At 47.1% G+C, this 25,614-nt stretch carries 25 protein-coding genes; all 25 read left to right on the top strand.

What is annotated here, in order from left to right; translation table 11 throughout:
• Positions 1–9: 9 nt before the first annotated feature.
• The 25 genes from fliJ (at position 10) to metH (ending at position 25,589) form a co-directional block, all read left to right on the top strand.
• Positions 10–450: a flagellar export protein FliJ gene (gene fliJ / locus AC3RV5_RS16085; protein ID WP_489728614.1), complete on the top strand. Its 441-nt coding sequence runs from the start codon at positions 10–12 to the stop codon at positions 448–450.
• 225 nt (positions 451–675) lie between these two features.
• Positions 676–2,682 carry a flagellar hook-length control protein FliK gene (locus AC3RV5_RS16080; RefSeq protein ID WP_489728613.1) on the top strand — a complete coding sequence of 669 codons (2,007 nt, stop codon included), beginning with the start codon at positions 676–678 and terminating at the stop codon, positions 2,680–2,682.
• A gap of 79 nt (positions 2,683–2,761) precedes the next feature.
• The gene (fliL, locus tag AC3RV5_RS16075) at positions 2,762–3,292 is read left to right on the top strand and encodes a flagellar basal body-associated protein FliL (RefSeq protein ID WP_489728612.1); all 531 of its coding nucleotides are present in this window, start codon (positions 2,762–2,764) and stop codon (positions 3,290–3,292) included.
• Between the two features lie 27 nt (positions 3,293–3,319).
• On the top strand, positions 3,320–4,378 hold the full coding sequence (gene fliM / locus AC3RV5_RS16070) for a flagellar motor switch protein FliM (RefSeq protein ID WP_489728611.1): 1,059 nt from the start codon (positions 3,320–3,322) through the stop codon (positions 4,376–4,378).
• A 20-nt stretch (positions 4,379–4,398) separates the two neighbouring features.
• Positions 4,399–4,803: a flagellar motor switch protein FliN gene (fliN, locus tag AC3RV5_RS16065; RefSeq protein ID WP_489728610.1), complete on the top strand. Its 405-nt coding sequence runs from the start codon at positions 4,399–4,401 to the stop codon at positions 4,801–4,803.
• Positions 4,804–4,969: 166 nt separating this feature from the next.
• Entirely contained in the window at positions 4,970–5,263 is a 294-nt protein-coding gene (locus tag AC3RV5_RS16060; RefSeq protein ID WP_489728609.1) for a FliO/MopB family protein, read from the top strand.
• Entirely contained in the window at positions 5,256–6,005 is a 750-nt protein-coding gene (fliP, locus tag AC3RV5_RS16055; RefSeq protein WP_489728608.1) for a flagellar type III secretion system pore protein FliP, read from the top strand. The genes AC3RV5_RS16060 and fliP overlap by 8 nt, the downstream gene beginning before the upstream one ends.
• A 4-nt stretch (positions 6,006–6,009) precedes the next feature.
• Positions 6,010–6,279 carry a flagellar biosynthesis protein FliQ gene (gene fliQ, locus AC3RV5_RS16050; protein WP_489728607.1) on the top strand — a complete coding sequence of 90 codons (270 nt, stop codon included), beginning with the start codon at positions 6,010–6,012 and terminating at the stop codon, positions 6,277–6,279.
• 3 nt (positions 6,280–6,282) lie between these two features.
• Positions 6,283–7,062, top strand: coding sequence for a flagellar biosynthetic protein FliR (fliR, locus tag AC3RV5_RS16045; RefSeq protein ID WP_489728606.1), 780 nt, complete (start codon positions 6,283–6,285; stop codon positions 7,060–7,062).
• Positions 7,063–7,077: 15 nt separating this feature from the next.
• Positions 7,078–8,202 carry a flagellar biosynthesis protein FlhB gene (gene flhB / locus AC3RV5_RS16040; RefSeq protein WP_489728605.1) on the top strand — a complete coding sequence of 375 codons (1,125 nt, stop codon included), beginning with the start codon at positions 7,078–7,080 and terminating at the stop codon, positions 8,200–8,202.
• Positions 8,203–8,431: 229 nt separating this feature from the next.
• A complete protein-coding gene (gene flhA, locus AC3RV5_RS16035) occupies positions 8,432–10,534 on the top strand; it encodes a flagellar biosynthesis protein FlhA (RefSeq protein WP_489732183.1) in 2,103 nt (700 codons plus the stop codon).
• A gap of 33 nt (positions 10,535–10,567) precedes the next feature.
• The gene (gene flhF, locus AC3RV5_RS16030; RefSeq protein ID WP_489728604.1) at positions 10,568–11,905 is read left to right on the top strand and encodes a flagellar biosynthesis GTPase FlhF; all 1,338 of its coding nucleotides are present in this window, start codon (positions 10,568–10,570) and stop codon (positions 11,903–11,905) included.
• The gene (locus AC3RV5_RS16025; RefSeq protein ID WP_489728603.1) at positions 11,902–12,768 is read left to right on the top strand and encodes a MinD/ParA family ATP-binding protein; all 867 of its coding nucleotides are present in this window, start codon (positions 11,902–11,904) and stop codon (positions 12,766–12,768) included. Before flhF ends, AC3RV5_RS16025 begins: the two co-directional genes overlap by 4 nt.
• Positions 12,765–13,493: an RNA polymerase sigma factor FliA gene (locus AC3RV5_RS16020; protein ID WP_489728602.1), complete on the top strand. Its 729-nt coding sequence runs from the start codon at positions 12,765–12,767 to the stop codon at positions 13,491–13,493. The genes AC3RV5_RS16025 and AC3RV5_RS16020 overlap by 4 nt, the downstream gene beginning before the upstream one ends.
• A gap of 43 nt (positions 13,494–13,536) precedes the next feature.
• Positions 13,537–13,920 (top strand): chemotaxis response regulator CheY, encoded by a 384-nt coding sequence (cheY, locus tag AC3RV5_RS16015; RefSeq protein WP_489728601.1) that lies wholly within the window; start codon positions 13,537–13,539, stop codon positions 13,918–13,920.
• Between the two features lie 33 nt (positions 13,921–13,953).
• Positions 13,954–14,697, top strand: a complete 744-nt coding sequence (locus AC3RV5_RS16010; RefSeq protein WP_489728600.1) for a protein phosphatase CheZ — start codon at positions 13,954–13,956, stop codon at positions 14,695–14,697.
• Between the two features lie 12 nt (positions 14,698–14,709).
• The gene (locus AC3RV5_RS16005) at positions 14,710–16,851 is read left to right on the top strand and encodes a chemotaxis protein CheA (RefSeq protein WP_489728599.1); all 2,142 of its coding nucleotides are present in this window, start codon (positions 14,710–14,712) and stop codon (positions 16,849–16,851) included.
• Between the two features lie 24 nt (positions 16,852–16,875).
• Positions 16,876–18,009, top strand: coding sequence for a protein-glutamate methylesterase/protein-glutamine glutaminase (locus AC3RV5_RS16000; RefSeq protein ID WP_489728598.1), 1,134 nt, complete (start codon positions 16,876–16,878; stop codon positions 18,007–18,009).
• A 112-nt stretch (positions 18,010–18,121) separates the two neighbouring features.
• On the top strand, positions 18,122–18,901 hold the full coding sequence (locus AC3RV5_RS15995; RefSeq protein WP_489728597.1) for a ParA family protein: 780 nt from the start codon (positions 18,122–18,124) through the stop codon (positions 18,899–18,901).
• Complete coding sequence (locus tag AC3RV5_RS15990) at positions 18,898–19,611, top strand: chemotaxis protein CheW (RefSeq protein ID WP_489728596.1); 714 nt, start codon at positions 18,898–18,900, stop codon at positions 19,609–19,611. The genes AC3RV5_RS15995 and AC3RV5_RS15990 overlap by 4 nt, the downstream gene beginning before the upstream one ends.
• A 24-nt stretch (positions 19,612–19,635) precedes the next feature.
• Positions 19,636–20,130, top strand: coding sequence for a chemotaxis protein CheW (locus AC3RV5_RS15985; RefSeq protein WP_489728595.1), 495 nt, complete (start codon positions 19,636–19,638; stop codon positions 20,128–20,130).
• Between the two features lie 59 nt (positions 20,131–20,189).
• On the top strand, positions 20,190–20,591 hold the full coding sequence (locus tag AC3RV5_RS15980; RefSeq protein WP_489728594.1) for a DUF2802 domain-containing protein: 402 nt from the start codon (positions 20,190–20,192) through the stop codon (positions 20,589–20,591).
• A 280-nt stretch (positions 20,592–20,871) separates the two neighbouring features.
• Positions 20,872–21,801 (top strand): homoserine O-succinyltransferase MetA, encoded by a 930-nt coding sequence (gene metA, locus AC3RV5_RS15975; protein WP_489728593.1) that lies wholly within the window; start codon positions 20,872–20,874, stop codon positions 21,799–21,801.
• Between the two features lie 52 nt (positions 21,802–21,853).
• Entirely contained in the window at positions 21,854–22,882 is a 1,029-nt protein-coding gene (locus AC3RV5_RS15970) for a homocysteine S-methyltransferase family protein (protein WP_489732182.1), read from the top strand.
• A gap of 82 nt (positions 22,883–22,964) precedes the next feature.
• Positions 22,965–25,589 carry a methionine synthase gene (gene metH, locus AC3RV5_RS15965; RefSeq protein WP_489728592.1) on the top strand — a complete coding sequence of 875 codons (2,625 nt, stop codon included), beginning with the start codon at positions 22,965–22,967 and terminating at the stop codon, positions 25,587–25,589.
• Positions 25,590–25,614 lie beyond the last annotated feature (25 nt).

The following is a 25,614-nucleotide window of genomic DNA, read 5'->3' as shown; positions in this document are numbered from 1 at the left end:
GAGGTTGGTATGGCGGCTAAAAAACAGCTAGAGATAGTAGCAGACTGGGAACGTCAAAAAGAACAGAAACTGGCCCGGGACTATCAGCTCGCGCAACAAAACGTGGCGCAAAATAAACAAAAACTGGCGGGTTTAGATCAGTATAGAGTGGAATATTTACGTGAAGGGATCCGCAAGGGCCAGTTGGGCCTGGCCGCCCAGAGCTTTGGCCAGCATCAGTCTTTTGTCGGTAAAATAGATAAAGCCTGCGAACAACAAAATAGGGTATTAAGTAATGCCCTGATAGTGGCGGATCAACGCAAACAACAATGGTTGGTGCAGCAACGAAAACGCAAAGCGATAGAGTTCCTGCTGGATAAAAAACAGGCCCAGGTATTAAAACAAGAAGACCGCATAGAACAGCAAATGCTGGATGAACTCTCCTTACAGAAGTTTTTACGCAGTAAATGAACCCCAATACGTTGTCAACCCCATCAATTCCTCACTCATTTTAAGGCCAGCTGGTAGAGTTGGAACGAAGTTTGCTTTTACTCCCCCATTAGTCGCAATAAACATGTTGCAAGACGCTTTTTCGATACCTAAAGTGGTGAGTGTTAGAATGAATGTAGTTTATAACGATTTGATTAATAAAGAAAAAAACCATTATCAATTCAACCTTGGGATAGAGGGCTAATCATGCTGCAACAAATTGCCACCGCTAACGCAGATGTTGCCGCGTTTGCCTTTGAGCCATCAGCGGATGATTTGGCCAACCTAAAGTCTGCCGATGAATTTGCGCTTATGCTCAAACACCAACAAGCGGGCAGTCAGCTCAATTCAAAGGGGCCCAAACCCGAGCAAGCTTCACCTGAGCAGACGTCCCCCGGGCACGCGTCCCCCGGGCAGGTGAGCCCCGAGTCATCTGCGGGCGCTGTGCAAACAGAGATTGCTGGTGAGACTCAGCCAATTTTGCCCGGAGTTGAAAAACAGCCACTTCTGAGTAAAGATGCCCCGTCTGACGAAACCTCTGCAACCTCTAACCTTGCGCCAGAGACTGAAGTGGTGGACGGGGGATCAGAGGAAACCCAAAACCAAGAACAATTGTTAGACACCGCAGGATCAGCAAACGTTGTGGAGGAAAACCAATGGCTATTGCTGGTTGAAAAGCTGGTCAACGATGCAGTCAATGCCGGTTCGGACAAACCAAACCCTGCTGACCACAATGTGTCATCCGCTAACGAGCTGCAGCAAGTTAGTGTCTCCGATGACGGAGCGAATGCTGAGACACAAGACACAATGACCCAGTTAGCTGCGCTGCTCAATAGCCTTTTTGACCCAGAGCACAATGAAGAGGGGGTCTTGTCAGAATTAGAACAAGAAATCCACAATCTTTTGAACGAAAACCCAAAAATCAGTGAGGCGTTTGCGCAGTTGCTAAAGTTGCACAAAGAGGACCTAGCTGGAGAAAATAGCCCCTTACCAAGTGAGCTGAGTACCCTTGATAATGGCCAGCAAGAGGATTTGTCAACACGGGTCCCCACAGATGGAAATGTACTGCCCCCAGCGGAACAACAACTGCTTGAAGTGTTGCTGGCAGAGGCCATCGTTGCGGCGGTAAATCCGCCAGGCTCCCCACAAAATTTGCAACCAACTTCAGATATCGGGCCAGAGGAGCTTAAAAGTGATGGGGCCATACCTGCGGATCCCCTGGCAATTACTGCGTCACTAGAGCTGACACTTAGCCCCGAGGTATTGGCAATGTTACCTGAAGCGTCTTCGATGGCAAAAATCATTCAGCTTCCTAACGATAAACTGGATAAGGTTTTGGCTTACCTGGAGCAAAAACTGAATGTCAACGATACCACTGCCAAGAACACTACCGCTGCGGCTGAACAACAAGCCGCCAATCTGGGGATAGACAATGCACTAGGCAAAACCGATGGGGTGTCAGAATTTGTCGCTGCATTAAAAACAGGTATTGCTGAGTTTAAGGCCCAATTGAGTCAAGGTCGTGAGCCTGGTATTGATTTAAAGAGCCTGGTGAATGAGGCGCTTAAATCGTCGGGGGAGTCAGGTCAGTCCCCCTTTACCAAGCTACCTGAGCAACTGGATCCCACCCTTAAAGCCTTTAACCAAACCCTCGATTTTGCTCAGCAGCTAAGCAGTGCTTTAGAGCAATCCTCGCAACTTAGCGTGGCCAGCAATAGTTATCGAGAGTTGGGGCAGTTGCAGGGCGAACAAGTCAAAGCGGCGCAATTGCATACCAGCCAGTTCGATAAAGCATTGAATTTGGCTAAACCTGAGGCTCACCAACAGCTTGCCGAGAAAGTGCGCTGGATGGTTAATCACAGTCAGTTGGTCGCTGAAATTCGTTTAGACCCGGCGGAATTGGGTTCCATGCACGTTAAAGTGTCCTTGGCTGGCGAGTCGGCCAATGTCAGTTTTGTGGTCAATTCCGCCCAGGCTAAAGAAGCGGTGGATAATGCCACCCCAAAACTGCGTGAGATGCTGGCTGAAAAAGGTATCGAGTTGGGTCAATCCTCAGTTGAGCAAGAACAAAATGCACGGGGAGAGGAGCAACAGACGGCCGGTGATGGCCAGAATGCCCAGCAGGGCGACGTCGGTGAAGGACTCGTAGACGAGCCTGTACTGCAACAACCAATAGTCAATGGTGCTTTAGGGGGCATTGATTATTTTGTCTGACGCTTATCTGTGAGTAAGGCATTGCGATTTTTTGGGTAAAGCTGATAATAGCCAGCTTGATTAATGAATTGGGATTAAAATGGCTGACGAAGAATTACAAATGGAAGACGGCGGTAAAAAAAGTAAACTAAAAATGATTATTATCATAGTCGTGGTGTTATTAGTTGCCGCAGGCGCAGCAGCTTATTTTTTACTGGGTAGCTCAGAGGAGCAGGTTGACCTCGAGGTAAACGCCCTGGCGGATACGGGTGAAAATATAGAGCAAGAATATACTGGTCCCGCTAAAATGGGCACCGCGCTTTATGTGTCTATCCCCAACCCTATAACGTTCAACGTACCAGGTGCCAGTCGAGACCGGCTGGTGGAGATCAAGGTACAGTTGATGGTACGCGGTGCCGATCATGAAGAAAAAGTCAAAATGCACATCCCGTCCATTCAAGGTGCTCTGAATACGGCTTTTAGTAAAGCCAATGCCGACGACTTGTCCACAGAAGCGGGCAAGATAGCGGTACGTGACAATGCGTTAAAAGAAGTGCAAAAAACCTTAAAAGATGTGGCCGGAAACGAACTGGTAGAACAAGTGCTGTTCACCGGTTTTGTAATGCAATAGGCAGGTTATGAATAAGCGAGAGTTAGAGTGAGCGATTTATTATCCCAAGACGAGATCGATGCGCTACTGCACGGCGTCGATGAAGTCGATGAAGAGGATATAGATAGTGGCGAGTCTGATGGCTCGGCACTGGAATACGACTTCTCGTCTCAGGATCGTATCGTGCGTGGTCGCATGCCGACTCTGGAGATCGTCAATGAGCGTTTTGCGCGCCATATGCGGGTCAGCCTGTTTAACATGATGCGCCGCTCTGCCGAGGTATCGATTAACGGCATACAGATGATCAAGTTTGGTGAGTATATCCATACCTTATTTGTACCTACCAGCTTGAATATGGTGCGTTTTCGTCCGCTCAAGGGCACGGGGCTAATTACCATGGAAGCACGCCTGGTCTTTATTCTGGTGGATAACTTTTTTGGTGGGGACGGGCGTTACCATGCAAAAATAGAAGGCCGGGAGTTTACCCCGACGGAACGGCGCATTATTCAGATGTTGCTGAAACTCATTTTTGAGGATTACAAAGAAGCCTGGGCACCGGTGATGGATGTGTCCTTTGAATATCTTGACTCCGAAGTAAATCCTGCTATGGCAAATATCGTCAGCCCTACTGAGGTGGTGGTGATCAGCTCATTCCATATAGAGCTGGATGGTGGGGGGGGGGATTTTCATGTGTCTTTACCTTATTCGATGCTGGAGCCCATTCGCGAATTGCTCGATGCGGGGGTACAAAGTGATAAGGAAGATACGGATTTACGTTGGAGCAAGGCGCTGCGGGATGAAATCATGGATGTACAGGTCGAACTCTCGACCCATATGATGAGCTTAACTCTCACTCTGCGCAAAATTATGGACATGCAGGCTGGAGATATTATCCCCATCGAAATGCCTGAACATATCACCGTGCTGATTGAGGAATTGCCAACCTTTAGAGCGAAATTAGGACGTTCAAGAGATAATCTGGCGATTAAGATCACGGAAAAAATCCCGCGTCCCACGTCGGTCAAGTCAGAGTTACAGTTATTAACCAAAGGTGGCCGCAGAATTGACAGCGACGCTGAGTTACAAACCCTTGAAGATGATTTGTAACCAATTAGAAGGTATAAGTTATGAGTGAAGAAGACGGATTGGAAGATTGGGCTGAGGCCATGGCAGAACAAGCCGATGACGAAAGTAAAGAGGGGGCCGAGCCAGAAGCGAAATTGGCCCCTTATGATGAACTTGAAGAGGACAGGGATATCACCCCTGCGGAAAAACGCAAGTTAGATACTATATTGGATATACCGGTAACCATCGCCATGGAAGTCGGTCGTAGTCATATCAGTATTCGAAACCTGCTGCAATTAAACCAGGGATCAGTAGTGGAACTGGACCGAGTTGCAGGTGAGCCATTAGATGTTTTAGTAAATGGCACGTTGATTGCTCATGGAGAAGTAGTAGTAGTCAACGACAAATTTGGTATTCGCCTAACTGATGTTATTAGCCAACTGGAAAGAATCAAAAAGCTCAGGTAAACAAAACCTTTGCAAAACATGGGCTTGGGTCACTCTAAGCCTGCTCGTATTAAGCTCTTTTGGCGTGCACGCCGAGCCAAAAAACCTTTCAAACCCCACTTCAATAGTGTCAATTTTCCTATCATTGCTGCTGGTTATCGGCGTGGTTTTGATCTTGGCATATTTGATGCGACGGTTTAATGTCACTTCGTCAGGTTCGTCCCAGTTAAAAGTTATCGCGTCCATGAGCGCCGGCACCCGGGAACGGGTGTTGGTAATAGAAGTGGGCAATGAACAACATTTAGTGGGTATCACCAGCCACAATATTAGTCATCTCGCCAAGCTTGAAGTCCCCCTGCACTCGGATAAAAGTGCTACAGGTGAGAACTTCAAAGACAAGCTGGCCCTGTTTATGGCCGGTAAAATGTCCCCTGGCGACCAGCCAAAAAAAGGCCACAAACAAGGCAAGCCCCATGCGTAAAATCATTTATCTGGCGCTGGGAGCCCTGCTGTTATTTCCGGGGCTGGCGTTTGCTGAGCCAGGCATACCCGCATTAACCATGACCGCTAATCCTGATGGTTCTCAGGATTACACCATGACGCTGCAAGTCGTGGCGATCATGACCGCCCTTAGCATGCTGCCGGCATTTTTGATGATGATGACCTCTTTTACACGGATCATTATAGTATTGTCTATTTTGCGCCAGGCCATCGGTTTACAACAGTCACCGTCAAATCAGATCCTGATCGGGGTAAGTTTGTTTTTGTCGATGTTTATTATGGCACCGGTGTTTGAGAAGATTAATGAGACGGCGCTGCAACCTTATATTAATGAACAGATCACCTCGATCCAGGCTTATGAGCTGGCTAAAGAGCCCTTGCGCGGCTTTATGCTGGCGCAAACCCGGGTTAAAGATTTGGAAACGTTTGTACAGATCGGTGGCATGGAGGGGCAATTCCAGGATCCCCAAGATGTTCCCATGAATGTACTGATACCGGCCTTTGTGACCAGCGAGTTAAAAACAGCCTTTCAAATTGGTTTTATGCTATTTATCCCCTTTTTGATTTTGGATTTAGTGGTGGCCTCAATTTTGATGGCCATGGGTATGATGATGTTATCTCCTATGATTGTATCCTTGCCCTTTAAGCTGATGCTCTTTGTGATGGTTGATGGCTGGAACCTGATTTTTGGCACCCTGGCTAACAGCTTTGGAATGGGATGACGTCATGAGCCCAGAAGTCTTTGTCGATATTTTAAAAGAAGCGTTGCACATGGTGATCTTGCTGGTATCAGCGATCATCTTGCCGAGCCTTTTTGTGGGACTGATTGTGGCGGTATTCCAGGCCGCGACCTCAATTAACGAACAAACCATGAGTTTTTTACCTCGTCTGATTGTCACTTTGTTGGCGCTAAGCTGGGGCGGGCACTGGTTAGTGCAGCAGTTGATGGATTTTACGTTCACTATGGTGGAACGCATCCCGGAAGTGATCGGTTAGCGGATGGAAATCGCTGCGGGTACCATTACCCAATTTTTGGCCGATATGCTGCTGCCTTTTATGCGTATTTCGGGCATGTTTGCCACCATGATAGGGCTAAGTGCCAAGACTGTCCCTACGTCTGTCAGAGCGCTACTGACCCTGTTTTTAACCTTGTTGATTATTCCCATTATTCCCCCTGTGCAGCTCGATGAACTCATGTCAGCCGGTACCTTTGTACTGGTCATACAGCAAGTGATCATAGGCGTCTCCCTGGGGTTTATTTCCAACATGGTGCTCAATACCTTTGTGTTAGCAGGGCAGGTAGTAGCGATGCAAACCGGTTTGGGCTTTGCATCGATAGTCGATCCGGTCAACGGCATTAATGTGCCCGCCGTGGGCCAATTTTATTTGATCTTGGCCACCTTGTTGTTTTGGGCACTGGATGGGCATCTGGCCATGATCCGCATGGTGGTGATGAGTTTCGACGCTTTTCCCATTGGTCAAGCCTGGTTGCAACCCGAACAGTTTAGAGAAATTGCCCATTGGGCCGGGTGGATGTTTGTATCTGCTGTTACCCTGTCATTGGCCCCCATAGTGTCACTGCTGATTGTCAATCTGGCCTTTGGTATAATGACCAAAGCGGCGCCCCAGCTGAATATTTTCAGTCTGGGTTTTACTATCGCGCAAATTATGGGCCTGGTCATTATCTGGATGACCATGGATAACTTTACCCACCATTTCGAGATGCAGTGGGAAAGGGCACAACTAATGATGTGTCAACTTGTTAACGTTTGTCACTAGGGCGGGAGGCTAACCATGTCGGACAGTAACGAAAAAACCGAAGACCCCACGGCCAAAAAACTAACTGAGGCCCGCAAGAAGGGGCAGGTCGCGCGCTCCAAGGAATTGTCTACTGCCCTGGTGTTAGTCGTCAGTGCAATCGCCTTTATTTTGATGGGTAGCAAGATCGCCCAGGCAATTTACATTGTTACCCAGCGGACTTTTACCTTGTCTCGTGATGAAACCTATGATTTCACCCATATGTTTCAGGCGTGGGGGTTTGCGATCGAGACCATAAGCTGGCCCGTGTTATTGTATATGTTGATCGTGACCGCAGCGGGTATTTATGGCAATGTCGCCTTGGGGGGGTATAACTTTACCTGGGAATCGGCAGCGCCAAAAGCCAGCAAACTCAATCCTATGGCCGGTTTAAAACGCATGTTTGGTATGAACGGTGTAGTGGAATTACTTAAGGCGTTGGCTAAATTTTTTGTTGTGGCGGCCATGGCCTATGTGGCTATGGTGATATTTCATGATGAAGCCATTCACCTGGATCTTGAACTCTATCCGCAGAATTTGTTTCATGCCCTGGATCTGATTTCCTGGGGCTTTTTTATCATGTGTTGCGCCTTGATCCCTATTGCCGCATTCGATGTGCCTTATCAAAGTTTTAAACATAATAAAGAAATGAAAATGTCTAAACAGGAGATCAAAGACGAACACAAAAATGCTGATGGCGATCCCCAGGTGAAAAACCGCATTCGACGCTTACAGTTCCAAGCTGCAGCTAATCGCATGATGCAAGAAGTGCCAAATGCCGATGTGGTGGTTACCAACCCTACTCATTATTCTATTGCCCTTAAATATGATCAGTTTGGCAACCGGGCACCAACCTTGGTGGCCAAGGGCGTGGATGAAATGGCTATGCATATTCGTAAAATTGCCGGTGCTCACGATGTGCCTATTATCGCCTCACCCATGTTGGCGCGAGCCATCTATTATTCCACCGAAACTGACAGTGAAATCCCCTCTAAACTCTTTATGGCCGTCGCCCAAGTATTGGCTTATGTGTATCAGGTAAAGGCTTATAAAAAAGGTAAGGGTAAACGGCCTGTTCCATTGAGTAAAAACCTGCCCATCCCACCAGAGTTTAGACGTTAGGCATATCCTTCACCCTCGAAACTGCCTGTTTGTCGGCTACATTCATTCGCCCCTATCGCCAACCGCGTTGTGCCAACCCCTATCGTCACCGTGCTGCGGTAACCGACGTTGTCGCCGCCGTGCAATTCCCATTATTTTGGGTAGATAAACCTTTGGTGCTCGACAGTTGCGAGTTGGCTTATATATTGCTGAGTGTAAGTATGTTTATTTACCGTCAAAAATTCGCACTATGCAATTAACCGCTTATTTTAATCGTTTTGACAAACGGCATTTTCAATCGGCTTTAACGGGTCTGGGTGCGCCGCTGGTATTGTTAGCGATCATGGGTATGGTTATCCTGCCTATGCCTGCTTTTTTACTAGATGTGTTATTCAGCTTCAATATCGCCCTGTCTCTGGTCGTTATTCTTGTGTCGGTGTTTACCAAGAAACCGGTTGATTTCGGTATTTTCCCCCTGGTGCTTTTGATCGCTACCGTTTTACGCTTAGCGTTGAATGTGGCCTCAACCCGGATCGTCTTGCTTGAAGGGCATGAAGGTGGGGATGCTGCGGGTAAAGTGATCCAAGCTTTTGGTGAAGTCGTGATAGGCGGCAATTATGCTGTAGGTATAGTGGTATTTGCCATCTTGCTGATCATCAATTTCAAGGTTGTGACCGCTGGTGCCGGGCGAATTTCAGAAGTTAGTGCCCGTTTTACCCTGGATGCCATGCCCGGCAAACAAATGGCCATAGATGCAGATCTCAATGCCGGTTTTATCGATCAGGACGAGGCGCGTAAACGCCGCTTTGAAGTGACTTCAGAGGCGGATTTTTATGGCTCTATGGACGGGGCATCCAAGTTTGTTAAAGGTGATGCGGTCGCGGGTCTGTTTATTATGTTGATCAACATAGTAGGCGGGCTGTTTATCGGCATTATTCAACACGATTTGGCTTTTGGTCAGGCGATAGAAATCTATACGTTATTAACCATCGGAGACGGTTTGGTAGCGCAAATTCCGTCTTTATTACTGTCCGTGGCGACCGCAATCATAGTTACACGGGAAAATGATTCCCAGGAGATGGGCCAAGAGCTGACCCGTCAGTTGGGTAATCGTCGGGCTTTGTATATCACCTGCGGGATCATGTTTATCATGGGTATCGTACCTGGCATGCCGCACATGGCCTTTCTAGGTTTTAGTGCTGTGGTTGGAGGTTATGCTTATTATCAAAAATGGCTTGAAGAAAAGCGTGCCGCCGAACCGGAAGTGGTTACGCAACTGCCGGATCGCGCCAATCAACAACCGGCAGAAATCAAGGAGCTGGGCTGGGATGACGTGCAACATGTGGACACCATAGGATTGGAAGTGGGTTACAGACTCATCCCCCTAGTCGATAAAAGCCAGGGTGGCGAGTTATTGACACGTATTAAAGGGGTGCGTAAAAAATTATCACAGGAACTTGGCTTTCTCATTCCCCCAGTACACATTCGCGACAATTTAGATCTCAGTCCCAACAATTATACTATTTCCATGTTGGGGGTGTCGGTTGGGGAGGCAGAAATTAGCCATGACGACGAACTGGCCATCAACCCGGGGCAGGTATTTGGCAAACTGGAGGGAACGGCAACCACCGATCCCGCTTTCGGCCTGGATGCTGTTTGGATCCGCCCTAACCAACGTGAGCACGCACAAACCTTAGGTTATACGGTGGTTGATGCGGCGACGGTGGTGGCCACCCATCTTAGCCAGTTATTGACCAATAACGCGTATCAATTACTGGGGCATGAGGAAGTGCAGCAATTACTTGATTTGCTGGCTAAACAAAGCCCTAAATTGGTGGAAGGGTTGGTACCGGACATTTTGCCTTTGAGTACGGTCGTTAAAGTCTTGCAAACCCTTTTGTATGAAGGCGTGCCTATTCGTGATTTGCGCACCATAGTGCAGACCCTGTGTGAATATGGGCCCAAGAGCCAGGACCCAGACGTACTGGTGTCTGCCGTGCGAATTGCCCTCAAACGCCTGATCATCCAGGAAATCAATGGCGGCAAGTTAGAGTTACCAGTCATAACTTTGGCGCCAGAGTTGGAACAGATGTTGCACCAGTCATTACAAGCAGGTGGTGGTGATGGCGCAGGTATAGAGCCCGGGTTGGCAGAACGCTTGCAAAAATCTCTAAATGAAGCTTCGCAACAACAAGAGTTAGCTGGCGAACCAGCCGTGTTACTGACATCAGGCATGTTACGCCCAGTGTTATCCCGATTCTTGAAACATGCGGTTGTTGGATTACATGTGTTGTCGTACCAAGAGATACCGGATGACAAGCAAATTAAAATAGTCAGTGCTGTGGGTCAATAGACCGGCATTGAATAGAGCAGTAAGGGGTAATTTGTGAAAATTAGACGTTTTTATGGCAAAGATATGCGTGATGCATTGAAACAGGTCAAAGATGAGTTAGGTAACGATGCGGTTATCATGTCTAACAAAAAATTGGCGGATGGTGTTGAAATTGTTGCCGCTTATGAACAGGAACCTGCCGCGGCGAAAAATTTCGTCAATAAGCCAGCCACTTCGCCTGCCAGAAAGGCCGCGACGCCGACTTTAAGTGAAATTATCGGTGACAGTGGTCCCGATAGTCTGCGTGCGTTGCTGGAAAAACAGTCCCAAACCCAGAAGTCTGCTACTGCATCTGGCTATGAAAATAGCAAAGTTGTTACCCAAACGAAAAATTTAGGCCAGATTGCACCTCCCCAGCACGTCCCAAATCCTGGAACGCATGCAGGCACGGTGGACAAACAACAAAGTCATGTCTTGAACGAAATGCGCCAGGAGCTTTCGTCACTGCGCAATGTATTACAGTTTCAGGTGGCGGGCCTGATTGAGCAAAATAATGCCCGTAGTCATCCTCTGCACGGTTATCTAACCTCGCGCCTGGAGCAAATGGGGATCAGCAAAACTCTGGCCAATGAAGTGGTGTCATACACACCCGCTAAAGCTGACGAGCGCCAAGCCTGGCTGTTTTTATTGAAATTGCTGGCTAATAAAATTCAAACTCAAGAAGACAATATTCTCAACAAAGGTGGAATAGCGGTACTCATGGGGCCCACCGGCACAGGTAAAACGACCACTATAGCCAAACTAGCCGCCAAGGCTGCTCAAAAATACGGCCCGGATCAAGTCGCACTTATCACGATTGATAGTTACCGGATTGCGGCTTTTGAGCAAATATCTACCTATGCGCGTATTATCGGCTGCGGGGTAAAAAAAGCGCAAAACGCCGAAGAACTGTCTGATCTACTTTTTCAGTTCCGAAATAAACGCATCATACTAATTGATACAGCAGGTTTTGGCCAAAGGGATGTTAGACTGATACGGCAGTTAGAAACGTTAAAGCAAAGTGCATGTGCTAATATACAGAACTATTTAGTCATGCAGGCAAATAGCCAGTATCAAGTGATGCAACAAACCATTAATGCGTATAAGCAAGTTTCTTTGCAGGGATGTATTTTCACAAAATTAGATGAGTGTTACAGTCTTGGGGAAGCGATCAGTGCGGCTATAGAACACAAGCTTCCGGTGAGTTATGTTACCGATGGACAACGGGTACCTGAGGACTTAAAAGTGGCAGAAGCTAAATTTCTAATTACCAGTGCAGCCAGACTTTATAAACAACACGGATTAATTCATACTACTGGCCATTCAGTTAATAACGCAGTAGTGGCAGTATGATTGAGGATCAGGCGAGTAGCTTAAGACGAATGAATCAATCGCGATTGATAAAAGTGATAGCCGTGACGGGCGGCAAGGGTGGGGTGGGCAAAACCAATGTCACCCTAAACACAGCCATTGCCATGGCCCAGCAAGGGAAACGGGTGATGGTGCTTGATGCTGACCTCGGTTTGGCCAATGTGGATGTATTACTCGGTTTACGAGTGGTGAAAAATTTGTCACATGTATTATCTGGCGAGTGCACCTTGGATGAGGTGCTGGTAGAAGGTCCCTATGGCATTAAAATAGCGCCAGCCACATCTGGTAGTCAATCCATGACTGAGCTGACTCACACAGAACATGCTGGATTAATTCGTGCCTTTAGCGAATTACACACGCAAATAGACGTATTGATTGTGGATACGGCCGCGGGTATTTCCGATATGGTACTGAGCTTTTCCAGAGCGTCCCAGGATATAATGGTAGTGGTGTGCGACGAACCGACTTCCCTGACTGATGCCTATGCACTGATCAAAATATTAAATAAAGAGCACGGTGTCTTTCGTTTTAAGATAGTGGCTAATATGGTGCGCAACATGCGTGAGGGTCAGGAACTTTTTAGTAAGCTTAGTAAGGTCACCAATCGATTTCTGGATGTGGCACTGGAGCTGGTGGCCACAATACCTTTTGATGAAAACGTGCGAAAATCCGTACGCAAGCAAAAGGCCATAGTTGACTTGTATCCCACGTCCCCTGCAGCAATAGCCATTAGAAAATTGGCCCAGCAGGCTGCAAGTTGGCCGGTGCCCACTCAACCGGGCGGTCATTTGGAATTTTTTCTTGAGCAGTTGATTACTAAAAAAGCAGTAGGCGAAACCCGGTGAACAGCAAAACCTCGGCATATCAACAGTTAAACGATAAAAACGAACTCGTTGAACGCCATGCGTCGCTGGTCAAACGCATAGCGCATCATTTAATTGCACGTTTACCTGCCAGCGTCCTGGTTGATGATCTCATTCAGGCAGGAATGATAGGTTTACTGGAAGCGTCACGTAATTTCGACGGCACCAAAGGGGCCAGTTTTGAAACCTTTGCGGGCATTCGTATCCGGGGTTCTATGCTGGACGAAATCCGTAAGGGTGATTGGACACCGCGTTCGGTGCACAAAAATGGCCGCGCCATCACCGAGGCAATCAATCAGGTCGAACGACAAACCGGTCGAGATGCCCGGGACGTGGATATCGCACAAAAACTTGACGTCAGTCTCACCGCTTACCACCAAATGTTAGGGGAAGTTAACGCCGGAAAAATCATCGGAATCGAAGATATGGGCGTAAGTGAGGACGTGGTGAGCAATGAGCAAACCAAAGCGTCCGATACCCCCTTTGAAGTTCTGTTACAAGGCTCATTTCAAAAGGCGTTGGCTCATGCTATTACCACCCTTCCTGAGCGTGAAGCGATTGTCCTTTCGCTCTACTACGATGAAGAGTTAAACTTACGTGAAATTGGTGAAGTATTGGATGTCAGTGAGTCCAGAGTAAGCCAAATCCACAGTCAAGCCATGCTGAAGCTTAAAAGTCGAATGCAGACTTGGCGCACAAATGAATAAATAGCATAATAATAATTTGGGTTTCCCCTCACCGGAGATAGTTTTGGATAAAAATATGAAAATTTTGGTTGTTGATGATTTCTCGACCATGCGTCGAATCATCAAGAATCTATTAAAAGATCTTGGTTTTACTAATATTCAAGAAGCTGATGATGGCAGCACTGCATTGCCTATGTTGCAACAGGGCGATTTCGACTTTGTGGTCACCGACTGGAATATGCCCGGTATGCAAGGTATTGACTTACTGCGGGCTATTCGAGCCGACGAAAGGCTAAAACATACCCCCGTTTTGATGGTGACCGCCGAAGCAAAAAAAGAACAAATTATTGCCGCAGCTCAAGCTGGGGTAAATGGATATGTGATTAAACCTTTTACGGCAGCAACCCTGAAAGAAAAACTCACCAAAATATTCGAACGTTTAGGTTAATTCAGGCACATCCTGACAAGTAAGGAAGGCCCTATGACCTTTAGTTCTGCCCCGATGTCGTTAGAAGATGCGAAGACTCTGGTTACATTGCTGGAAAATGGCGATAACCAGGGTGCGCAAGCTCTTCTGGATACGGTAACCGAAAGTAATTCTGCCGAATTGTTTGCCGAAGTCGGTAAGTTAACTCGACAGTTACATGACTCGCTAAATAATTTTCAACTGGATGAGCGCATCGCCAATTTGGCCACGGAAGACATCCCTGACGCCAAAACCCGTTTGATGTATGTGATAGAAACCACCGAACAGGCCGCAAATCGGACCATGGATCTGGTGGACAGTTGTATGCCCATTGCGGAAAACCTGAGTACCGGCATAACCTCTATCTTGCCAGAATGGAAAAAGTTAATGAGTCGGCAATTGCAGTTGGGTGAATTTAACACCCTCTGTCATGACCTGAATGAGTTTCTGGAAGTCGGTGGTGCTGAATCCGCCAAACTAACAGAATTGTTGACCGAAGTATTAATGGCCCAAGGTTACCAGGACCTAACCGGCCAAGTTATTCGTCGGGTAATTGATTTAGTTAAGGAAGTTGAAGACAACCTGGTTCACATGTTGACCATGTTCGGTGGCGCGGCAATAAGCGAAAAGACTAAGACATCTGAAAAACAGGCCGATAGTGTAAAAGCGGAAGGCCCAATCATAGATGCTGCCAACCGTGAAGACGTCGCATCTGATCAGGATGATGTCGATGATTTGCTGTCAAGCTTAGGATTTTAGGGGCATTAAGATATGGCGTTTGATGTTGACGAGGAAATTCTCCAGGACTTTTTAGTTGAAGCCGGAGAAATTTTAGAACAATTACAAGAACAACTCGTCGAACTTGAGAATAATCCACAAGATGCTGACTTATTGAATGCAATCTTTCGTGGTTACCATACAGTCAAGGGCGGTGCTGGATTTTTGTCACTAACTGAGTTAGTCGACATTTGCCACGGCGCTGAGAATGTATTCGACGTGATGCGTAACGGGCAGCGGTCGCTTACCCCGGAGTTGATGGATGTGATCCTGCAAGCCACGGACGAAGTCGTTGAAATGTTTGAAAGTGTCAAAAATAAAACCCCCTTGATGGCTGCCGAACAAAGTTTACTGGATAAATTGCATCGACTGAGTAAACCTGAGTCACAAGATGAAGCTGTAGTAGCCCCGCCAGAAACTCAAAATGAGCAATCTGGGCCCGTTACCGTTGAATCCCAAAGCGGTGATTTCGATGAATCGGAATTTGAAGCCTTGTTAGACGAATTACATGGTAAGGGCGAGCCGATCGGCGTCAGCAAATCTGTTGCGACAGATAAAATTGCTGCTGACAGTGACGATATCAGTGACGACGATTTTGAGTCTTTACTGGATCAACTGCACGGTGAAGGACAATTTAGCGCACCCAACGCTCCCGAACCTTCCAAACCCACTCCTGCACCAGAAGCATCCTCGGCAGGCGCAAGTGGTGATGACATCAGTGACGACGAATTTGAAGCTTTGCTGGATCAACTGCATGGAAAAGGTCAGGGGCCAGCAGTTAAACAAAAATCCTCAACGCCTGTACCGGATAACAAAGCAGAGGATAAACCTGCGGTTGCCTCCCAGGCTCCTGTGGTCAAACCAACAGAGAACAAAACTGAAGCGGTTGCCCCTGTAGCCAAAAAAGAAGAGAAAAAACCCGCCGCTCCCCAACCCGAAACAACTGTGCGGGTGGATACCAAACGGCTTGATCAGATCATGAATATGGTCGGTGAACTGGTATTAGTGCGTAATCGCTTATTAAGTCTGGGCTTAACGTTAAAAGATGAAAGTATGTCCAAGGCAATCGCCAATTTGGATGTTGTAACCGGTGATTTGCAAGGCGCGGTAATGAAAACCCGCATGCAGCCAATTAAGAAGGTATTTGGCCGTTTCCCCAGAGTTGTGCGGGATCTAGCCCGTACCCTCAAAAAAGAAATTACTCTGGTGCTGGAAGGTGAAGATACCGATCTGGATAAAAATTTGGTTGAAGCCCTGGCTGATCCATTGGTGCATTTGGTGCGTAATTCAGTAGATCACGGCATTGAAATGCCTGAAGAGCGTCTCGCCGCAGGCAAACCAAGTTTGGGTACAGTGAAGTTAGCTGCATCTCAAGAGGGGGACCATATTCTCCTCAGGATAGTAGATGACGGCAAAGGCATGGATCCTCAAAAGCTTAAAGAGATAGCCATTTCCCGGGGAGTATTGGACGCAGACGCCGCGCAACGTATGACAGACGTAGAAGCATTTAACCTTATTTTCGCCCCTGGTTTTTCTACCAAGACAGAAATATCAGAGGTGTCTGGCCGTGGTGTGGGTATGGATGTGGTGAAAACCAAGATCAACCAACTCAACGGTACTGTGAATATAGATTCAGTGTTAGGCAAAGGTACCACCTTGGAAATCAAGGTACCCCTTACCCTGGCGATTTTACCGACTTTGATGATAGTGGTTGGCGATCAGACTTTCGCTTTACCTCTGGGATCGGTCAATGAAATAATCAACATGGATATGTCTAAAACCAATACTGTAGACGGTCAACTGACCAAAATAGTGCGCTCTAAAGCTATCCCACTGTTTTACCTACGGGACTGGTTACACCGCAAATCCGCGAAAAATTTACCTCTGGATCGCAGTAAAGGACATGTTGTGGTGGTACAGATTGGTACCCAACAGCTTGGGTTTGTGGTTGATGCCCTTATCGGACAGGAAGAGGTGGTCATTAAACCATTGGATGAATTACTTCAGGGTACTCCAGGCATGGCTGGTGCAACGATTACCAGCGACGGCGGGATCGCCCTGATTTTAGATGTTCCTGGACTTTTAAAGCATTACGCCAGTAAAAAAGCAGAAGCGTTAAAACAGTTAGCCCGATAATCACGAGGTTTCGACAAGAAGTACATGGCATATAAAGTTTTGGTAGTGGATGATTCAATTTTTTTTCGTCGCCGTGTTAAGCAAATTCTCGAACAAGACCCGGGTTTAACCGTTATCGGTGAGGCCAAAAATGGTGAAGAGGCAGTCGCTCAGGCGAAGTTATTAGAACCAGATGTTATCACTATGGATATTGAGATGCCGGTGATGGACGGGATCACCGCGGTGAAAAAAATCATGGCGTGGCGCTCAGTGCCGATCATGATGTTTTCGTCGCTAACCAGCGAAGGTGCCCAAGCTACACTGGATGCGCTGGATGCCGGAGCGCTGGATTTTTTGCCCAAACGATTTGAAGATATTGCATCTAACCGCCAAGAAGCGGTGCAATTGTTGCAATCTAGGGTCAAGGGCCTGTGTAAAAAACGCTACGGTTATCGGCCATTGGCAAGCCGTAGTGAACCCAAAGCTATATTATTTAATAAACCCTCTAGTCCGTTAACAAAATCTTTACGGGACAACGGTGAACAGGTACCGCCTCAGCTTTATGCATCAAACGGTAGTAGAGTGCCGTCAGGCAAACGCTACCAGTGTTTGGCTATAGGTACGTCAACCGGCGGCCCGGTGGCCTTACAAAAAATATTAACGCAATTACCTGTGGATTTCCCTTACCCGATTTTTGTAGTGCAACATATGCCGGGATCATTTACTCGGGCATTTGCTGAACGTTTAAATGTAGCGTCAAAAATAACCGTGAAAGAAGCCCAGCATAACGAAGCGATCAAAAACGGTGTCGCTTACCTTGCTCCAGGGGGACGGCAGATGTCGGTTGAAGGGCGGCCTCAAGGGGCAATATTTCGTATCTATGACGAGCCACATGCTAGTGGCGTCATGTACAAGCCCAGTGTGGATCTGACATTTAAATCTTTGGCCAAAGTTTACGCCGGGGATGTACTCGGCCTTATCCTGACAGGTATGGGGGCAGACGGTAAAGCCGGAAGCGAGACCTTAAAAAATAAAGGCGCCAAAATTTGGGCGCAGGATGAACAAAGTTCAGTGGTGTATGGCATGCCTCAAGCGGTTATGTCTGCCGGGATTGCCGAGCGAGAATTTTCCATAGAGGCATTTTTTGGCGGTATTCAAAAGGAAATGGTACCCCAATAATGGCTGTTACCATGCATCAGGCTAAAGTCTGGGTGTATTGTATGGGTGAAAATCATTTAATTGGCAACTCGCAACCTGGGTGCGGATAGCGGACTAATACAAGGTAACAAACGTGAAAGTGTGGACAGTGGCAAACCAAAAAGGTGGGGTGGGGAAAACCACGACAACTGTCTCTCTTGGTGGGCTATTAGCCCAGCGTGATGCCAAAGTTTTGTTAGTTGACACCGACCCCCACGCGTCTCTAAGTTACTATTTTGGCATTGATTCGGAAGAGGTGTCTCAGGGGCTTTATGATGTTTTTACCTCCCCCCAGCCTCTGACGAAAGAGACATTATTAGCTTGCTTGTGCCCGACTAAACTCGATTCATTATTTGTATTACCCGCCAGCATGGCGTTATCAACCCTGGACCGAAAACTCGGTAACCAAAATGGCATGGGTTTGATTTTAAAACGAGCACTGGCATTACTCGAAGATGACTTCGAGTATGTGCTCATCGACTGTCCGCCAGTATTGGGGGTGCTTATGGTTAATGCTTTAGCTGCAGCCACTCGCGTGGTGATCCCGGTGCAGACGGAATTTTTGGCACTTAAAGGTCTGGATAGAATGTTGCACTCTTTGGCCATAATGGAAAAGTCTCTTGACAAACATTTCGCTTATACAATTGTACCCACTATGTTTGACAAACGAGTTAGAGCAGCGACTGACGCTTATCGTACTTTACGGGAAAGTCATGGTGACAAGGTGTGGCAAGGTTTAATCCCTATAGATACTAAATTCAGAGATGCCAGCTCAGCCCAGACCGCACCATCAGTATATGCGCCAAAAGCCCGGGGCGTGTATGCCTATACGAGTTTATTACGTCATTTACGCATATTGGAGGCAACGTCATGAGTCAGAGTAAGTTTGCCAGAGAAAACGTAATGGAAGATTATCTGTCGGCTTTACTTACCGAGGAACTACCGTCATCTGCACCGGCATTACCTTTGGCTAATGTCAGCCAGTTACTGAGTTCGGCGCTATTAGCGCCCCGGGACGATGTTATCGATCAACCGATCCCCGTGCACGATGCGCCAGAAATTACAGTTATTGCGCAGCCTGCCGACAAAGAAGAAGAAGCTGTAGCCCAGACCGATGAGCAACTAAGCGGCATTTATGACTGCCAATTTCAGGCATTGATTTTTGAAGTAGCTGGTTTAACGCTGGCTTTGCCGCTAACAGAATTAGGTGGTATTCATCAATTGGGTACGGTTAATCCATTATTTGGTAAACCTCAGTGGTTCAAAGGTGTGATGTTGCATCGAGAAGAAAAAATTAATGTGGTGGATACCGCCTTATGGGTTATGCCAGACAAATGTGCTGAAAAACTGGCAGAGTCCACAAAATATCAATATCTTATTATGTTAGATGACAGTGGATGGGGGCTGGCGTGTGAGAGCCTGGTTAATACCCTTACCTTGCAGCCAGAAGATGTAAAATGGCGTAAAAATGATGGTAAGCGCCTCTGGTTATCCGGCATGGTAAAGAAAAAAATGTGTGCCCTAGTGAATGTTAAACAACTAATTCGTTTACTGGACAAAGGCATGAGCAGTAATAATAAATAATTCAAGTGCGGCGGAGTATAAACAATGTCTAATAGTAGAATGTCAAATAACACAGCGTCTGAGCAGGATGACGAAGTATTGCAGTGGGTTACCTATAAATTAGGTAACGAGACCTATGGCATAAATGTCATGCAGGTGCAGGAAGTTCTTCGGCACACAGAGATCGCTCCGGTACCTGGGGCACCGGATTATGTATTAGGTATCATCAATTTACGTGGCAATGTAGTGACTGTTATCGATACCAGGGCACGGTTTGGCCTGGAGCCCGCTGAATTGACTGATAGTTCCCGCATCGTTATCATCGAATCTGACGAACAAGTTGTGGGAATATTGTTAGATAGCGTGGCTGAAGTAGTTTATTTACGTTCATCTGAAATCGAAAGCGCACCCAATGTTGGAACCGAAGAAAGCGCCAAATTTATTCAAGGGGTAAGCAACAGAGATGGCCAATTGCTGATTTTGGTTGACTTAAACAAACTACTTAGTGATGAAGAGTGGGATGAGTTAACTAATATTTAGCCGAGCTGATTTGGTTAAAGGATTGGGTATGGCTAAACGTACTTGTGAAAAAAAATGTTATGAATAGTTTGACTTACATAGTGCTGATCTTAGGTCTGCTGCTCGGATTAGCCATCTGGTGTTTGTTACTGTACAGACGTGTGAAACAACTGATGCAGCAATTAACTCAAGTACAAGCCCAGCAAGATGGCTTGCAACAACAAATATTGATTAACCAACAAGAGATCCATGAAGTGCGCAGCGGGTCCATAGGAGTCGGCGATAAGGTCAAAGGTCTGATTAAACTGATTAAACAAACCGAAGCCAAACAGGAGTTGCTCGCGACCCAGGATCCCCAAAGTCGCCTTTATAACCAGGCAGCGAAACTGGTTGCCAGTGGCAGTAGCATTGAAGAAGTGATGCGCGAATGTGACATGCCAAAGGCCGAGGCTGAGCTGGTTTTTAACTTACACAAGCAATAACGGTACTCACGCCACGGGTAATAACAACCAATATGCCTCTATTATCAGTGGTTCACTTGGGCTAAATATGATCATGTTTCATTTTGGCCGTGTAACTAGCTATTAAGCTCCCCCCCTCTTTCCTCCTATACTGACTCCTTAATGGGGATTGCTATGTCAGCAATGCTGTAAAAAAGGGATGATTCAAGCAATTTCATTTAGACGTCTAGACGTAAAGATGTTGACATCTCCGGTGCTTTGCTGCAGATTTAACCTCTACTAAAATCATCTTGGAGCCTTTATGCCCATACGTATTCCCGGTGACTTGCCTGCACAAAGCATTTTACACAATGAGAATATTTTTGTGATGGATAACGCTCGCGCAGCCATGCAAGATATTCGTCCCCTTGAAGTGGGAATATTGAACCTGATGCCTAATAAGATGGAAACCGAAGTACAATTACTGCGGCTCTTGTCCAACACTCCTTTACAAATTAACGTAGATCTTATTCGTATAGACGATCAGGCCCCCAAAAATACCCCTGAGTCCCATATGAGCGCGTTTTATCATATGTTTGATGATGTGGCGGGCAAAAAATATGACGGATTGATTGTCACCGGAGCGCCATTGGCCTTTTTAGCTTATCAGGATGTGAAATACTGGGAAAAAATGACGGTTATACTCGACTGGGCCAGACGGCATGTGCAATCTACCTTATTTTCATGTTGGGCAGCCCATGCGGCTTTGTTTCATTTTTTTGGTAAAAACCGTATTTTACGTGATACTAAACTCAGCGGTATCTTTACCCACCAGGTGCTAGATGAGCACAATGAACTGATGCGTGGTTTTGATCCCCTCTTTAACGCTCCCCATTCCCGTTATGGCGAGATAAGTGTGGCGGACTATGAGTCAGTACCCGGACTAAATGTGCTCGCTAGCTCAGACACCACAGGGGCTTACCTGGTTGCGTCGCAAGATCGTCGACTGGTGTTTTTAACAGGGCACCCTGAATACGATCCGGATAGCCTGGACCAAGAATACCAGAGAGATAAAGCGGGTAATTTAGACCCCAGTATTCCCCAGAATTACTATCCAAATAATGATCCCAGCCAACCGCCCTTAGTAAGCTGGCGCTCCCACGGAAGCTTATTGTTTACTAATTGGCTCAATTACTTCGTTTATCAAAACACACCTTACGATTTGACTCAGTTGTCGAATAAAGAGGCATAGCTAATATTTTTAAGGAAGGTACGTGTCTAAGTCTTCATCACAACAAACACTCATGGCCGCAGCGGCTAAACGTATTCTGATTTTGGATGGTGCGATGGGTACCATGATCCAGCAACATGATTTTCAAGAAGACGATTATCGCGGTGAACGTTTTGTCGACTGGCCGAGCGATGTGAAGGGTAACAATGACTTACTCAGTCTCACTCAGCCTCAGGCTATCTTTGACATTCATAGTGCATACCTGGAGGCCGGGGCCGATATCATCGAAACCAATACGTTCAATGCGACGACTATCTCCATGAGCGATTATAATATGCAGTCACTGGCGAAAGAAATTAACATTGCGGCTACCAGATTAGCCCGTCAAGCGGCGGATAAATTTACAGTGCTAACACCCGACAAACCGCGCTTTGTCGCTGGGGTGTTGGGGCCGACCAGTCGCACCGCCTCGATTTCACCCAATGTAAATGATCCCGGCGAGCGCAACGTCACTTTCGACGAGCTGGTTACAGCCTATGTAGAGGCGACACATGGCTTAATCGAGGGCGGAGCCGATTTGATCATGCTGGAAACCATATTCGATACGCTTAATGCCAAAGCGGCGGCGTTTGCCGTGGATAGCGTATTTGAAGAATTAGGCATGAGATTGCCGGTGATGATTTCTGGTACTATTACCGATGCCTCCGGGCGTACCTTGTCCGGACAAACCGCTGAGGCTTTTTATTATTCAATGTGTCACGTTGCACCCTTTTCCTTTGGTTTGAATTGCGCTCTGGGGCCGGATTTACTGCGCCAATATGTAGAAGAAATAGCGACGGTGGCCGAATGTCTGGTATCCGCCCATCCCAATGCCGGCTTGCCAAACGAGTTCGGAGAATATGATTTAGAAAGTGCAGAAATGGCTGAACACATCCAAGAGTGGGCGCAATCTGGTTTAGTTAATATAGTAGGCGGTTGCTGTGGTTCTACGCCTGAACATATAGCCGCTATTGCTCAGGCTGTAGAGGGGATCGCACCGCGGAAAATTGTAGCCAGAGCCGTCAAATTGCGATTGTCGGGACTGGAGCCTTTTGTGCATTAAGGGCAAAAGCGTGTATGCCAATGAGTAGACCCATTTCGTATGTAAATGATTTTAGATTTGAATTTCCAGGACTGAGTACATCATGACCCAAGCAAGTACATCTTTTATCAATGTCGGTGAACGTACCAATGTCACCGGTTCAGCCATGTTCAAACGTCTTATTATGGACGACGATTATGAAAAGGCCTTAGATGTTGCCCGGCAACAGGTGCAAAATGGGGCGCAAATTATCGATATCAACATGGATGAAGCCATGTTGGATTCCGAAGCCGCCATGACCCGATTTTTGAATTTAATTGCCTCAGAGCCGGATATTTCTCGGGTACCGATCATGATTGACTCCTCTAAATGGTCAGTTATCGAAGCGGGGTTAAAGTGTGTCCAGGGCAAAGCCATAGTTAACTCCATCAGCCTAAAAGAAGGCGAAGAAAATTTTCTCGCTCAAGCTAAATTACTTAAACGCTATGGCGCTGCCACAGTGGTCATGGCTTTTGATGAACAGGGCCAGGCAGATACTGAAGCTCGCAAATTCGAGATATGCCAGCGCAGTTATCAGTTACTCACCCAGAAGATAGGCTTCCCCCCGCAGGATATTATCTTCGACCCCAATATATTTGCTGTTGCCACCGGCATTGAAGAGCATAACAATTATGCCATGGATTTTATAAACGCCACCCGGCGTATTCGTCAGGAGCTGCCACATGCTCATGTCTCGGGAGGTCTGTCCAATGTGTCCTTCTCCTTTAGAGGCAATAATCCGGTACGGGAAGCCATGCACTCGGTGTTTTTGTATTACGCCATTCAGGCAGGTATGGATATGGGGATTGTTAATGCCGGGCAGCTGGAAGTTTACGACCAAATTCCGTTGGAGCTGCGCGAAGCGGTAGAAGATGTGATTTTAAATCGTCATGCACAAGCCACAGACCGGTTATTGGAACTGGCCCCGAAATACCAGGGAGACGGTAAGGCGCAAGTCAAAGATAACCTGGAATGGCGTGAGCTACCCGTGGGTAAACGTCTGGAGCATGCGCTGATACGAGGGATCACTGATTTTATTGAGCAAGACACCGAGCAAGCGCGTCTGGAAGCCGAGAAACCCCTGCATGTCATTGAAGGTCCATTGATGGATGGGATGAATGTGGTGGGTGATCTGTTTGGTGAAGGTAAAATGTTTTTGCCTCAAGTAGTGAAATCTGCCCGAGTAATGAAAAAGGCCGTGGCCTATCTCAATCCCTTTATAGAGCAGGAAAAAGAGCAAGGTAGTAGCAATGGCAAAATCTTGATGGCTACGGTCAAAGGTGATGTACACGACATAGGCAAAAATATAGTCGGTGTGGTATTGCAATGTAATAATTATGAAATCATTGATTTGGGGGTCATGGTGTCTTGTGCCAAGATCTTGCAAGTGGCTAAAGAGGAAAATGTTGACATGATTGGCCTGTCAGGGCTTATCACACCGTCTCTGGATGAGATGGTGCACGTGGCCAAAGAAATGCAACGCTTGAATTTCACCCTGCCTCTTTTAATTGGTGGAGCCACGACCTCTAAAGCTCATACAGCCGTAAAAATCGAGCAGCATTATGCTGCACCTGTGGTCTATGTACCCAATGCCAGTCGGGCTGTGGGAGTCTGCCAGAAATTGATATCTGACGAGTTTCGACCGGCTTATACCGCGCAGTTAGCAAAAGAGTACGACACTGTGCGCCAGCAACATGCTCGCAAGAAACCTCGTAGCCGCCCTGTTACCCTGGAACAGGCTCGGGCTAATGGGTTTGCGTTTGATTGGGCCAATTACACCCCGCCTGTACCGCAGCGGTTGGGCGTACAAGTAATGTCGGTGAGTTTACAAACTCTGCGGCCCTATATCGACTGGACCCCTTTCTTTTTGACCTGGTCGCTGGCAGGCAAGTATCCGCGTATTTTGCAGGATGAGGTAGTTGGTAATCAAGCCACCATTTTGTTAGCCGATGCCGAAGCTTTACTTGACCAATTGTGTGCCAATTCCCAGCTGCAAGCCAAAGGTGTGATGGGCATATTTCCGGCCAATCGGGTAGGGGATGATATCGAAATATACAGTGATGAAAGTCGCCAGACAGTGATCCAAAAAAGTTGCCATCTGCGTCAGCAGACTTTGAAAGACAAAGGGTTAAACAATTGTCTGAGTGATTTTGTTGCCCCTAAATCCTCCGGGAAAGCGGATTACTTGGGCGCCTTTGCTGTTACTGCGGGTGTAGGGGAAGACGAGCTTGCAGCCGAGTTTGAACGACAGGGTGACGATTACAACGCCATTATGGTTAAGGCCTTAGCTGACCGTCTGGCAGAAGCTTTTGCCGAATATTTACATCTACAAGTGCGCCGGGAGATTTGGGGTTTCGCCGCCGGTGAGGCCTTATCCAATGAGGAGCTTATTCGCGAAAAATACCAGGGGATCAGGCCCGCTCCGGGTTATGCTGCCTGTCCTGAGCACACCGAAAAACAAGTTATCTGGGATCTGCTGGATGCCCGCAGTCATACCGGCATGTTTTTAACCGAAAGTTTCGCTATGTGGCCTGGCGCATCGGTATCCGGTTGGTATTTTTCACATCCAGAAGCCCGCTACTTTGCGGTGGCGCAAATTCAGCAAGATCAGGCCCTGGATTACGCCGAGCGTAAGGATTGGCTCGAGCCCGAAATAGAAAAATGGCTTGGACCGAATCTGAACGGTTGATAATGTGAGAAACACAGATAACATT

This window comes from Paraglaciecola sp. IT1134 (assembly GCF_058068185.1).
This window is presented reverse-complemented; position numbering and strand designations above follow the sequence as displayed.

What these genes read in the sequence shown, in the direction of transcription:
- fliJ (WP_489728614.1), top strand. Translation starts at nt 10, where the DNA reads ATGGCGGCTAAAAAACAGCTAGAGATAGTAGCAGACTGGGAACGTCAA.
- AC3RV5_RS16080 (WP_489728613.1), top strand. Translation starts at nt 676, where the DNA reads ATGCTGCAACAAATTGCCACCGCTAACGCAGATGTTGCCGCGTTTGCC.
- fliL (WP_489728612.1), top strand. Translation starts at nt 2,762, where the DNA reads ATGGCTGACGAAGAATTACAAATGGAAGACGGCGGTAAAAAAAGTAAA.
- fliN (WP_489728610.1), top strand. Translation starts at nt 4,399, where the DNA reads ATGAGTGAAGAAGACGGATTGGAAGATTGGGCTGAGGCCATGGCAGAA.
- AC3RV5_RS16060 (WP_489728609.1), top strand. Translation starts at nt 4,970, where the DNA reads ATGCGACGGTTTAATGTCACTTCGTCAGGTTCGTCCCAGTTAAAAGTT.
- fliP (WP_489728608.1), top strand. Translation starts at nt 5,256, where the DNA reads ATGCGTAAAATCATTTATCTGGCGCTGGGAGCCCTGCTGTTATTTCCG.
- fliQ (WP_489728607.1), top strand. Translation starts at nt 6,010, where the DNA reads ATGAGCCCAGAAGTCTTTGTCGATATTTTAAAAGAAGCGTTGCACATG.
- fliR (WP_489728606.1), top strand. Translation starts at nt 6,283, where the DNA reads ATGGAAATCGCTGCGGGTACCATTACCCAATTTTTGGCCGATATGCTG.
- flhB (WP_489728605.1), top strand. Translation starts at nt 7,078, where the DNA reads ATGTCGGACAGTAACGAAAAAACCGAAGACCCCACGGCCAAAAAACTA.
- flhA (WP_489732183.1), top strand. Translation starts at nt 8,432, where the DNA reads ATGCAATTAACCGCTTATTTTAATCGTTTTGACAAACGGCATTTTCAA.
- AC3RV5_RS16025 (WP_489728603.1), top strand. Translation starts at nt 11,902, where the DNA reads ATGATTGAGGATCAGGCGAGTAGCTTAAGACGAATGAATCAATCGCGA.
- AC3RV5_RS16010 (WP_489728600.1), top strand. Translation starts at nt 13,954, where the DNA reads ATGACCTTTAGTTCTGCCCCGATGTCGTTAGAAGATGCGAAGACTCTG.
- AC3RV5_RS16005 (WP_489728599.1), top strand. Translation starts at nt 14,710, where the DNA reads ATGGCGTTTGATGTTGACGAGGAAATTCTCCAGGACTTTTTAGTTGAA.
- AC3RV5_RS16000 (WP_489728598.1), top strand. Translation starts at nt 16,876, where the DNA reads ATGGCATATAAAGTTTTGGTAGTGGATGATTCAATTTTTTTTCGTCGC.
- AC3RV5_RS15990 (WP_489728596.1), top strand. Translation starts at nt 18,898, where the DNA reads ATGAGTCAGAGTAAGTTTGCCAGAGAAAACGTAATGGAAGATTATCTG.
- AC3RV5_RS15985 (WP_489728595.1), top strand. Translation starts at nt 19,636, where the DNA reads ATGTCTAATAGTAGAATGTCAAATAACACAGCGTCTGAGCAGGATGAC.
- AC3RV5_RS15980 (WP_489728594.1), top strand. Translation starts at nt 20,190, where the DNA reads ATGAATAGTTTGACTTACATAGTGCTGATCTTAGGTCTGCTGCTCGGA.
- metA (WP_489728593.1), top strand. Translation starts at nt 20,872, where the DNA reads ATGCCCATACGTATTCCCGGTGACTTGCCTGCACAAAGCATTTTACAC.
- AC3RV5_RS15970 (WP_489732182.1), top strand. Translation starts at nt 21,854, where the DNA reads ATGGCCGCAGCGGCTAAACGTATTCTGATTTTGGATGGTGCGATGGGT.
- metH (WP_489728592.1), top strand. Translation starts at nt 22,965, where the DNA reads ATGACCCAAGCAAGTACATCTTTTATCAATGTCGGTGAACGTACCAAT.